Annotated in this window: 9 protein-coding genes and 1 rRNA gene; 4 read left to right on the forward strand and 6 right to left on the reverse strand. The window is 39.9% G+C overall.

Annotation, left to right across the window (positions count from 1 at the left end):
- Nucleotides 1-12 precede the first annotated feature (12 nt).
- The gene (locus LXL81_RS25065; protein WP_234650069.1) at nucleotides 13-966 is read right to left on the reverse strand and encodes a YjgN family protein; all 954 of its coding nucleotides are present in this window, start codon (nucleotides 964-966) and stop codon (nucleotides 13-15) included.
- A 165-nt stretch (nucleotides 967-1131) separates the two neighbouring features.
- On the opposite strand from LXL81_RS25065, the gene LXL81_RS25070 reads away from it, so the two are divergent.
- Entirely contained in the window at nucleotides 1132-1947 is an 816-nt protein-coding gene (locus LXL81_RS25070; RefSeq protein WP_234650071.1) for an alpha/beta hydrolase family protein, read from the forward strand.
- Between the two features lie 72 nt (nucleotides 1948-2019).
- On the opposite strand, the gene LXL81_RS25075 is transcribed toward LXL81_RS25070, so the two are convergent.
- The 4 genes from LXL81_RS25075 to LXL81_RS25090 all read right to left on the reverse strand — a co-directional run bounded on the left by LXL81_RS25075 (nucleotide 2020) and on the right by LXL81_RS25090 (nucleotide 5153).
- Nucleotides 2020-3267 carry an MFS transporter gene (locus LXL81_RS25075; protein ID WP_234650072.1) on the reverse strand — a complete coding sequence of 416 codons (1248 nt, stop codon included), beginning with the start codon at nucleotides 3265-3267 and terminating at the stop codon, nucleotides 2020-2022.
- A gap of 144 nt (nucleotides 3268-3411) precedes the next feature.
- Nucleotides 3412-3951 carry an O-acetyl-ADP-ribose deacetylase gene (locus tag LXL81_RS25080; protein ID WP_234650075.1) on the reverse strand — a complete coding sequence of 180 codons (540 nt, stop codon included), beginning with the start codon at nucleotides 3949-3951 and terminating at the stop codon, nucleotides 3412-3414.
- Nucleotides 3952-4003: 52 nt separating this feature from the next.
- Nucleotides 4004-4429, reverse strand: coding sequence for a response regulator (locus LXL81_RS25085; RefSeq protein WP_234650077.1), 426 nt, complete (start codon nucleotides 4427-4429; stop codon nucleotides 4004-4006).
- A 142-nt stretch (nucleotides 4430-4571) separates the two neighbouring features.
- Nucleotides 4572-5153 carry a hypothetical protein gene (locus LXL81_RS25090; RefSeq protein WP_234650079.1) on the reverse strand — a complete coding sequence of 194 codons (582 nt, stop codon included), beginning with the start codon at nucleotides 5151-5153 and terminating at the stop codon, nucleotides 4572-4574.
- A gap of 155 nt (nucleotides 5154-5308) precedes the next feature.
- On the opposite strand from LXL81_RS25090, the gene LXL81_RS25095 reads away from it, so the two are divergent.
- From LXL81_RS25095 to LXL81_RS25105, 3 genes are all read left to right on the forward strand, one after another.
- Entirely contained in the window at nucleotides 5309-5659 is a 351-nt protein-coding gene (locus LXL81_RS25095) for a four-helix bundle copper-binding protein (RefSeq protein WP_234650081.1), read from the forward strand.
- A gap of 194 nt (nucleotides 5660-5853) precedes the next feature.
- Nucleotides 5854-10437, forward strand: coding sequence for a carbohydrate-binding protein (locus LXL81_RS25100; protein WP_234650083.1), 4584 nt, complete (start codon nucleotides 5854-5856; stop codon nucleotides 10435-10437).
- 134 nt (nucleotides 10438-10571) lie between these two features.
- On the forward strand, nucleotides 10572-10994 hold the full coding sequence (locus LXL81_RS25105) for a secondary thiamine-phosphate synthase enzyme YjbQ (protein WP_234650086.1): 423 nt from the start codon (nucleotides 10572-10574) through the stop codon (nucleotides 10992-10994).
- A 120-nt stretch (nucleotides 10995-11114) separates the two neighbouring features.
- Here the strand turns inward: LXL81_RS25105 and rrf are convergent.
- Nucleotides 11115-11226 (reverse strand): 5S ribosomal RNA (gene rrf / locus LXL81_RS25110).
- Nucleotides 11227-11230 lie beyond the last annotated feature (4 nt).

Genomic DNA, 11230 nt, shown 5'->3' on the forward strand with positions numbered 1-11230 from the left:
AATGACTTTTCCTTAGACCAGACCAATATCCATCATATCCGTAATATCTTCACCGGTTGCATCGCGATAATCCATTTCTGTTTGCTGAATTGCGTTCACATCCAGATTTCCTTCAATCAGAATATTTGAAAAAATAAAACTTAGCGTACGCACTGTCGCCCAGGGAGTTCCGAAGCCAAGCGTAAAAATTATGATAAAAAGATTTCCCATAATCAGTTTAAAGTACTGACCGACAGTCGCAGTTGAACGGAAATTTATGATTTCGCCATCTTGCTCCATTTGAATATTATCAACAAAAAACCGGAACAAGTCTTTTATATACCAGAATGAATAAATGCCGAGCGTAATTAAAGTAAGAAAATATCCTTTCAAATGAAGCTTGAAATATTCCGTTCCGCCACCATGATACGAAAATGAAATGTTTCCAAAACGCAGGTGACCAAATATGTATTTCCTGATTTTAACAATAAACCAGAAATAGTAAATTCCCATTGTGGAAATTGTGATGAGCGCGCCAATAATAAATTCCTGCAAAAATTCCTTCCTGACGCCGCGATAGCCAAAATGTATTCCACGCCATGATGAACGTGACGCTCTGTATTTTGTAGAACCGTGAATGGCAATTGGAATCAATAAAATGAAAGCTGCGTAAGTCACAAGAAATCCGATACTCATGATAAATGGCTTTTTTGACAAAACACAGATTATCAAAAATGCGTAGATTACGATGAATATTGCAATCGCTTTGATAAACCCGATAAACATTTCTTTGCCCGTTCCATGAAAAGTAAAACGGCTGCCTTCAAATTCTGTTTCCTGATAAATGTATTGCAGAATTGCCGCTTTTGCCCATGGATAATACATGCCAAGTGTTACAATGGTTAACAGCAAATTGACGATGTAGATACCAAAAAGTTTACTACCTTCTCCGTGAAAGGAAATCTGGCGCAGTTCTTTTTCTTCCATTTTAAAAAATTAAGAGGATAATGCGCTAAATATAGGATAAATAATATAAAATCAATTTTTTATACCTTCCAATCTCCATGTATTTTTAATTGTGTTCTTAAAACAAAGAAACCAGTAACCAGCAATGTTTTGAATCTTTTGTTCAAAAATATACTAAAACTGAAAATGAAATATTTATTAATTCCTCTGCTTTTTCTTCTGATTAGTCCGGTACTCAAAGCATCAAAAGTCGATACCGTTTCCACATACAGCCCGTCCATGCGGAAAAATATCAAGGCGGTTGTTATTACTCCCGACGCAATCAAATCAACCGAAAAACTTCCTGTTTTATATTTACTGCATGGTTATAGCGGAAATCAGGCTGACTGGATCAGCAAGGTAAAAGCGGTGGCAGAATATGCGGATCAGTATAAGTTGATGATTGTTTGTCCGGATGGAAATTTTTCCAGCTGGTACTTTGACAGTCCCGTTGATACCACCTCGAAATACGAAACTTATGTTAGTTCCGAGTTGGTTTCCTGGATTGATTCACATTATAAAACGATCAACAATAAATCAGGGCGAGCCATTACCGGTTTGAGTATGGGCGGACACGGAGCATTATTTCTGGCACTGAAACATCAGGATATTTTTGGAGCAGCCGGCAGTATGAGTGGTGGCGTTGACCTACGGCCTTTTCCTTTAAACTGGGATCTTTCCAAAAGACTTGGATCATATGCAGAGTTCCCTGAAAGATGGGATAAGAATAGCGTAATTAATCTGACACATCTTTTGACCTCAAAAACCCTTCCGCTTATTATTGATTGCGGAACGGAAGATTTCTTTTTTCCTGTTAATGTGAAACTGCATCAGAAACTTCTGGACAACAATATTCCTCATGATTTCATTACCCGGAAAGGTGCGCATAACTGGGAATATTGGTCAAATGCGATTAGTTATCAGGTTCTATTTTTCTCAAAATTTTTCAAAACGGCTGCATAAGTTATAAATCAAAAGCGGGTTGCACTTTCCATTCCTTAGAAAATGCAACCCGCTTTTTTTATGTATCTGAGATTAGGTCAGCCTCATTGCAAACAGATCTTTTGATTTACTGTAAACGTAGGTAACCACTAAAAGTGTTATAGCTCCGCCAACTAAAACCGTTGGAATTGGACCTGCTATTCTTGTTGCAAGGCCGGATTCGAAAGCGCCTAACTCATTAGAGGAACTTACAAATATCCCACTCACAGAAGCGACACGTCCACGCATTTCATCTGGCGGGAAAATCTGCATGATGGTTTGACGGATCACAACGCTTATACTATCACAAATTCCGGTAGCAAATAAGGCCGCGCAAGACAGCCAGAAATTGGTCGAAAGTGAAAATATAATTGTGAAAACACCAAAACCGGCTACGGAAATTAACATATTTCGCCATGCCTGATGTGTTGGTGGAAAATGCGCCATGGCAAACATGGTGATTAACGCACCAACGGATGGCGCGGCTCTCAGCAATCCTAATCCTTCCGGGCCAATGTGCAAAATATCCTCCGCAAAAACCGGTAAAATCGCAATTACACCTCCGAATAAAACTGAAAACATATCTAGCGAAAGTGCGTATAAAATTATTTTAGTGCTGAAAACAAATCGTAAACCATCTCTGAGACTTTCCCAGATAGAGATCGTTGATAGTTTATTGTTGACCGGATTCGTTTTTATCAAAGTGATCAACACCAGGCAAACCACCATCGTGATCATGATCGCGAGTAAGGTGTGTGTCAATCCCATATACACATAGAGAAAACCTGCAATTCCCGGCCCGATCACAGCGCCAGCCTGGGAAAATGTGCTGCTCCATGTTGAAGAATTACTATAAATTTCACGAGGAACGAGAAATGGTTTCAACGAAGAAGAGGCCGGAGAATAAAATCCTTTCGCCAGTCCAATCAGAAAAAAGACTGAATATACAGACCATAAATGCTGGTTTGTAGTTAACGCGGCAATCCATTGAGGCTGGAAAAGAAAATATAAAATCGCAGAGCCGGCAATAATAACAGACAAACTAACGCGAAGGATAATCCGTCTGTCGTTGCGGTCAGCAACATGGCCGCCAAAAAGAGATACGGCAATAAATGGAACAACTTCCGCCAGACCGATCATGCCCAAAGCCAGAGGATCATGGGTGAGACGGTATAGCTCATAGCCAATGATCACTTCCTGAATCAGGAGCGCACATCTGTACAAAAAACTGTTGGCAAGAAAAAAGCGGAATTCGGAATAGCGAAGTGCGGAGTATGCGTCGTGTTTGACTGGTGTATTCAACTTATTACTAAATTAGTTAAAAGAACCAACCCTTAAAAAGGATTGATGAACCCATATATATTTAACAATAAAATGCAATCTGAGTTCATTCTATCATTCTATCATTCTATCATTCTATCATTCTATCATTCTATCATTAAAAAACTAAACCCTCACCCCACTCAGTTCATTTTGTACAAATAAATAATTCTCCTCATCAAAACAGACAAAAATGACCTTTTCAATTTTGTCATTTTTTGATAAGAATTTGGAAACCGTTTGCACGGCGACTTGTGCGGCCTCAAATTTTGGATAACCATAAATACCTGTGCTGATGTTTGGAAAGGCAACAGATTTACAGTTGTTCATGGCGGCCAGCTGCAACGAATTAATATAACAATTGGAAAGTTTTTCAGCCTCATTATTTTCTCCCCCATTCCAAAACGGCCCGACGGTGTGGATCACGAATTTTGATGGTAATTTTCCAGCCGTGGTAATCACTGCTTCACCGGTTTTACATCCGCCCTGTCTGGCTATAATTTTCCTGCAATCTTCTAAAATGTCAGGCCCCCCGGCTCTGTGAATGGCACCATCAACACCTCCACCACCTAACAGAGAAGAATTTGCCGCATTCACTATCGCGTCCACGGCGAGTTTTGTTATATCGCCTTTAATTAATTCAATTCTGGATATAGCGTTAATCATAACTTTAAGGAAAGATTTTAGTAGTACTGATCATTTACTCCGTCCATTGTAATTAAAAATATTCTGCCGGTGATATGCATCCTTTCCAGTAATCGACAATCGTCCGTATAGTATTTTCAAAATCTTCATATGACGCCGGCTTCTTAAAAAAGCCCTGGATAGAGCTGGAATAAGCATCCATTACAGACTCCCGGTGTGCATCTGTTGTGAAAAACAAATAGGGAATACATTTGATATCTGGCTGTTCATGATTGTGCACAATATCTCTGATCTCCTGGCCGCTCATTTTCGGCATGTTGATATCAGACAAAATAAGCAGCGGTTTAGAATCTGTCGAGTCAAGAAATTCCATTGCTTTTATTCCATCTTCGAAAAACAACACCTCGTTGTCATATGGAAGGTTTTTAAAAGTTTCTCCAATCAGAAACTGATCTTCCAGATCGTCTTCAATGACAATAATTGGCCCGTTAATATTCATAATTTTGCTAAGTTATTTCAGTAACCAAACTGATTAAAACACGCATTAAAATAACCATTCCCATATACCAAACAATCACTTATTTCTAAACCTGATTGCGCAATAACAAAAAAGCCCGGAAAATCCGGGCCGGTAAAAAATGTTATTTGCTGATTAATTTCAGATATTCTTCTCCGAGTGGTGATAAAGTATATCCTGGTTCATGGCTGATCGTGAGGCCCAGGGCTTTCAGTTTCCTAATATTCAATTTCAGCCATTCCTTTTCTTTTTTCGCTTTAATCGCTAAATCAGCTGCCCGCAGTTTCGGATTTTCCTGAATCGCGATTAATGTTTTTGTAGTCCATTTCCCAATTTTACTGAATTTATCCAGGTTATCCAGCGCCAGTTTCAATTCTTCTAATTCTTCTTCGGTAATATTTGCTTTTTCTCTCAATTCGACCCGGGGATCTTCGGAGTCAAAAACAACCTCTATTTTATAAATATCACCATCTTTCTGGCTTTCCAGGAGCTGAATCAACGGTTGTGCTGCTGTAAATCCAGCCTTTTGCGCATCAGCATCAGTAATTTTATCAAGATCCGTTTTCTCGATCGAAACGATCCGGATCACACCCACGCTGGTTTTTACAAGACCGCCGGCACTCACCTGAAGCTTTTTCCATTTACGAAATGCCAGTGAAATGCTTCCTGCCTTTATTCCTTCGAGATGTTTTTGTTTAATGAGCATAGTTAAATCAATTTCAAAATTTTTATAAAGATAACCTTTCTCGCCCGAAAAGTCTGAATTGAATATTTGATCGCTATCATCAAGGCAATCAAAAAATCTGGCAGGATTATTTACAACATGCCGTAATAACGATTATTTCCTTAACTAACTCAACCATGACTAGCCCAATACTGCAAAACTGCATCGATCTTTGTAATGCATGCGTTGCTGCCTGCAACTACTGTGCAAGTGCCTGTTTAAAAGAAAAAGATGTTAATATGCAGGCAAAATGCATTAATCTGAATTTGCAATGCTCAGCTTTATGTTATGCAACAGCACAGTTGCTAAGCCTGGACAGTGAATTTGCAGATGATCTTTGCAAGGTATGTGCCGACGTCTGCAATGCTTGTGCCGAAGAATGTGAAAAACATGCTGCAATGGGAATGGAACATTGTAAAATATGTGCAGAAGCATGTAGAAATTGTGCCAATGCTTGTGAAGAAATGGTACAGATGGAAACTAAATAAATAAGGTTTAACTTACGTTTTATTCAATAAGATATAGGAAAGCTCCATGCTATTTATTTAGTATGGAGCTTTCTTCATTTAGTACAATTAACTACAATATCCATTGCGAAGTATTTCTATAAATTTTTGAATTTTATCTACACAGATTGTTAACAAACTGTATATTAGACGAAAAATTAACCACATCACATTATATGAAAAAACTTTTCCTCAGCTTAATTTTCTTTTGTTCACTTTTTGAAGTTAACGCGCAGAATAATCAGCCTTCCCCAGGAAGAACCGAGGCCGAAAATTACTCACAAATGAGCGGTGTTTCCACAGAAAACACAAGCGATGCCGGTGGTGGACTTAATGTTGGTTATATTGACGCGAACGACTGGATGGATTACCAGATTCAGCCTTCGGTGGCCGGAACTTATACTTTTAATTTCCGGGTAGCTAATAGTTATGGCAACGGTATAATCGAAATCCAGAATGCGAATGGTGTTATACTAGGACAAATAAATGTTCCGAAAACAGGCGGATGGCAAAGCTGGACCACAATCAGCACACAAGCAACATTGCCCGCGGGAAGCCAGAAAATCAGGATTTTTGCCCGTGGTGGCGAATTCAATTTTAACTGGTTTGAAACATATCAGGAAAATTTTATCCCCGGAAAAATTGAAGCTGAGAATTTTTCAGCGATCAGCGGATCCGGAACGGATACTGCGGAAGATATCGGCGGCGGGTTGGATGTTAGCTGGATTGGTGATAACAGCTGGATGGATTACAATGTCAATGTGGCTTCTTCGGGATTCTATACTTTCAAATTTCGTATTGCAAATGGTTTCAGTGACGACGCATCACTTTCATTAAAGTCTTCGGACGGAACCGTTTTAGGAGAAATTAACAATCTTCCGCGCACAGGTGGTATGCAGGGTTGGGCCACAACCAGTATGCTTGTGAATTTACCTGCCGGAAAACAGACGCTGCGCGTCTTTGCAAAAAAGGGAATTTTCAGTCTTAACTGGTTCGAAGTTTCAGGTTCAAAAGCACTGCCAGGCAGGATCGAAGCCGAAGATTATGATGTTGCCAGTGACGTTCGTCCTGAAAATACGGCAGATTCTGATGGCGTGAAAAACCTGGGTTACATCGATGATGGCGATTTTATGGATTATAATGTCAACGTGGCAACGGCCGGTACTTATAATTTCAATTTCAGAATCGCCAATCAATATGGAAACGGTAATATTCAGGTAAAAAATGCCGGTGGAAATGTACTGGGTGAGGTGGATGTACCTTTGACTGGCGGATGGCAGGTGTGGAAAACCATTAATACAACGGCAACATTACCTGCCGGAAATCAGGTTATCAGAATTTATGCAAACCGCGGAACCTTTAATTTTAACTGGTTTGAGTTGACTAAATCAAACCTGATCCCAGGAAAAGTACAGGCTGAAAATTTCAGTGTCGTAAATGGTGTTGCTCCTGAAAACACAGAAGATGTAGATGGCGGTCAGGATATTGGCTGGATAGGTGACAATAACTGGATGGATTATAATGTAAAGGTGGTATCAGCTGGTTTTTACACTTTCAAATTCAGAATTGCTAATGGATTTAGCGATGATGCTTCTCTTGAACTTCGCTCCGCAAATGGTACTGTTTTAGGTCAAATTAATAATCTGCCTCGCACAGGCGGTATGCAAGGCTGGGGATCTGCAAATCTGGTGGCTCAGTTACCAGCCGGAGACCAGGTTTTACGTGTTTATTCAAAAAAAGGGGTTTGGAGCCTTAACTGGTTTGAAGGAACCGCTTCACGATCACTACCTGCAAAAATAGAAGCAGAAAGTTTTGACGTGGCGAGTGATGTCAGAACTGAAGATACACAGGATGTCGACGGTGTTAAAAATGTAAATAATATTGATGCCGGAGATTATCTTGACTACAACGTTGCTGTGACATCAGCCGGAACATATACTTTTAAATTCCGCGTTTTCAAAAGTTACGGAGACGGTCTTATTCAAATAAAGAATACTGCCGGAGCAATTCTTGGTCACGTAGAAGTACCGATATCAGGCTGGCAGAATTACGTGACCATTAGTACCATAGCAACGCTTCCGGCTGGAAGTCAGGTGATACGACTATATGCTGAAAAAGGTGACTTCTACTTCAACTGGTTTGAAGTGACCAGCGGTGGAACGGCACCAGTTAAATCTCCATCCGTAATTACTTTTGGTGAACTTCCTATAAAACTGACAGGAGCTGCACCTTTTGACCTGACTGCATCCAGTACAAATACAGAATCACCTATCACATTTGCTTCTTCAAATCCGTCAGTCGTTTCTGTCTCAAATCAAACCGGAAGCTGGAAGGCAACAATTCTAACAGCTGGTTCGGCTACAATTACAGCATCTCAAACTGAAAGTGCTGGTTTTAGCGCAGCAGAAAATGTAGCCAGAACACAGGTTATTCAATCTGTATCAACACCTATTGATCCGCAAAACCCTTCGACAGCTGTCAAAATTCCACTGGATCCAAAACGTTGGTATCAATTAAATAATACCAGTAACGGACTTGACGCCCTGTTTGATGGTGATACGCAGACTGAGGTAAATACGGGATACGGACTTGCGCTGGATCGCTATGATGCTTATTATCCATTGCTTGAAGGCGAAGAGATTTCGTTAGAAAGTGTTAAATTTTTTGACTTCACAGGTACTTTTAAAGATAATCCGATGATCTTGTCAGTGATTACAGATCAATGGGAGAGAATTCCAGTTGCAACTTTTACAGGCGAGGTTTATAACGGTTGGGTTGGTCCTTACCCTGGCAGACAAACAGCGGGCGATGGATTGTTCAAACTCGATAATAAAGTAACCAATATCCGTTATCTGGTATTAAGCATCAAACACGGTTTCCCAACAGAAATGGAATTGTATGGTACTTATAAACCTACAACCAAAGCAGTTACACCGATCCCTAAAAAGGATATCAAATTAAGAGATTTGTTTGGCGTAAATGCTTACGAATGGAATTTTGAAGATGGTCAAAGTCCATGGCAAATCAGTGAAACCAAAATGAATGCTGCAAAAAGTTTTACAGGAATCCGTCATTATATGGACTGGGAAAAACTGGAAGCAAATGAAGGTCAGTTTTCATATAATCCAACACTAAGCGGAGGCTGGAATTATGATGCGATTTATGAGCGTTGCAAAGCAGCAAATATCGAAGTACTGGCTTGTTTGAAAACCGTTCCGGGGTGGATGCTTGCTACTTATCCAGAAACGGAACGTGATGCTGAAAATGTTCCGGTTCGTTATGGAAAAGATTTTGCTGATCCTTTATCTTATAAAGATCAGGCAAGAGTTGCTTTTCAATACATTGCACGTTATGGCAGTAATACCAATGTAGATCCTTCTCTACTGAGTGTTTACAGCGTGCCAAGATGGAATGGTGATAATCCCAACACTATAAAGATCGGACTTAATCTGATCAAATATATTGAGTGCGACAATGAACGTGACAAATGGTGGAAGGGAAGAAAGGGCTATCAAACTGCCAGGGAATATGCAGCCAATTTATCTGCCTTTTATGACGGACATAAAAATACAATGGGTCCGGGAATTGGTGTAAAAAATGCTGATCCAAATATTAAGGTTGTAAATGCAGGCTTAGTAACCGGTCCGGATTATATAAAAGGTATGGTGGACTGGTGCAGGGAATTCCGCGGCTATAATGCTGATGGCACTGTAAATCTTTGTTGGGATGTAATTAATTTCCATTTGTACACTGATGATGCGTCGTCATCTCAAAGTGGAACGTCAAGCCGCGGAGTAGCGCCGGAAGTTGGTAATGCCAATCAGATCCTAGAAAATTTCGTTCAGGTTTCTCATGATATTTCCCGTGATATGCCGGTTTGGATTACCGAAGCAGGATATGATATAGCTCAAACCAGCCCATTAAAAGCAATTCCGGTAGGGAATAAGTCTGCTCTTGAAACACAAGGCGACTGGATATTGAGAACTTCTTTATTTTCTGCCCGTCATGGTGTATCAAAAATGTTTTTTTATCAAATGTATGATGATAACGCAGGAGGTGGAATATTTGGCAGTTCAGGTTTAATCAACGAGGATCAGTCGCGCAGACCATCTGCCGATTATCTTTATCAGGTAAACAAGGTCTTTGGAGATTATAGTTATAAAGAAACTACCTACCAGGATCCAATTGTCGATCGCTATGAACGTGATGGAAAATCTTTATTTATTCTGACGGTTCCTGACGAAAAAGGAAGAACTGCGAATTATACCTTACATGTAGGCGACTTCTCTCATGCCAAAATATATCGTCCCAAAGCAGGAAGTGATAATATGGATATGCAAGAAGTGGAAGTTGTAGCTGGAAATATAACAGTAACCGCTACTGAAACTCCAATGTTCGTTGTAGGTTCCGCATCTAACGCAAGGGTAGCAGCAATAGATTCTGTTACGGCGTTGGCTTCGCTTACCACAACTCTGCCAATCACCGAAACTAAGTTGACATTACATCAGTCTGTTCGGGTTTATCCTAATCCTACGGCACGTTATATTTCTATTGATGTATTGAATAAAAATGATTCGCCGGTAGAAATAAATGTGTTCGATGCAGGTGTTGGACGACTTCACAAACAAATACGTATCAATAAAGAAAATCAGTCTGAGTTAAAAGAAATCGATATTTCGACCTTACCGGTTGGCATTTACATTATTGAAATTAAACAAGGCAACGACCGGGCTTTCAGAAAAGTGATTAAGGGTTTGTAGCCAGAGATATTTATTTGTTATACATTGTAAAGGTTGGTCGGAATCCGGTCAACCTTTACTTTTCGTCAGAACAGATATTTACAGGATCACTTTTAGTATTAATAATGCCAAAAGACTTTCGAAAAGAATAAACCATGAAAATGTTTCAGCAGGGATTCCAGCTTAAAGAAAAAAGAAGAGGATTTCATTTGATTACTTCTGAGGTGCTCTACGCAATGCCACAGATTGCTGAGTTAAAAACCGGAATGTGCCAGGTTTTCATCCAGCATACTTCTGCCTCTTTGACTATTAACGAAAATGCAGATCCTACGGTTAGGAAAGACTTTGAAATGTTCTTCAATAAAACCGTTAAGGAAAATGATCCGGATTACCAGCACGATTATGAAGGTTCTGACGATATGCCGGCTCATTTAAAAGCTTCTCTTCTGGGTAGCTCAGTTACAATTCCTATTCGAAATGGAAGATTAGCACTGGGAACCTGGCAGGGGATATATCTGTGCGAGCATCGGGATTTTGGTGGCTCACGAAGTCTAATTGTTTCGGCTTGGGGTATTTAGATGAATATGTAATAACAGGTATGATTTAAACATAACTGCTCTGATATTGTTACGCCAGACTAGGAAACATAAACAAAAAAATCCCATCTCTTATGAAGATGGGATTTTTTTGTAATGGTATTGTGGCGACTACCTACTTTACCAGGTTTGACCCAAGTATCATCGGCGGTTCTGGGCTTAACTTCTCTGTTCGGGATGGGAAGAGGTGAACACCAGGCCAATAGTCACCAACAAGA

This window comes from Dyadobacter sp. CY356 (assembly GCF_021440195.1).
Classification (GTDB): domain Bacteria; phylum Bacteroidota; class Bacteroidia; order Cytophagales; family Spirosomataceae; genus Dyadobacter.

Coding starts and splice junctions, on each gene's coding strand:
- LXL81_RS25095 (WP_234650081.1), top strand. CDS start 5,309: ATGACTAGCCCAATACTGCAAAACTGCATCGATCTTTGTAATGCATGC.
- LXL81_RS25085 (WP_234650077.1), bottom strand. CDS start 4,429: ATGAATATTAACGGGCCAATTATTGTCATTGAAGACGATCTGGAAGAT.
- LXL81_RS25080 (WP_234650075.1), bottom strand. CDS start 3,951: ATGATTAACGCTATATCCAGAATTGAATTAATTAAAGGCGATATAACA.
- LXL81_RS25090 (WP_234650079.1), bottom strand. CDS start 5,153: ATGCTCATTAAACAAAAACATCTCGAAGGAATAAAGGCAGGAAGCATT.
- LXL81_RS25100 (WP_234650083.1), top strand. CDS start 5,854: ATGAAAAAACTTTTCCTCAGCTTAATTTTCTTTTGTTCACTTTTTGAA.
- LXL81_RS25065 (WP_234650069.1), bottom strand. CDS start 966: ATGGAAGAAAAAGAACTGCGCCAGATTTCCTTTCACGGAGAAGGTAGT.
- LXL81_RS25105 (WP_234650086.1), top strand. CDS start 10,572: ATGAAAATGTTTCAGCAGGGATTCCAGCTTAAAGAAAAAAGAAGAGGA.
- LXL81_RS25070 (WP_234650071.1), top strand. CDS start 1,132: ATGAAATATTTATTAATTCCTCTGCTTTTTCTTCTGATTAGTCCGGTA.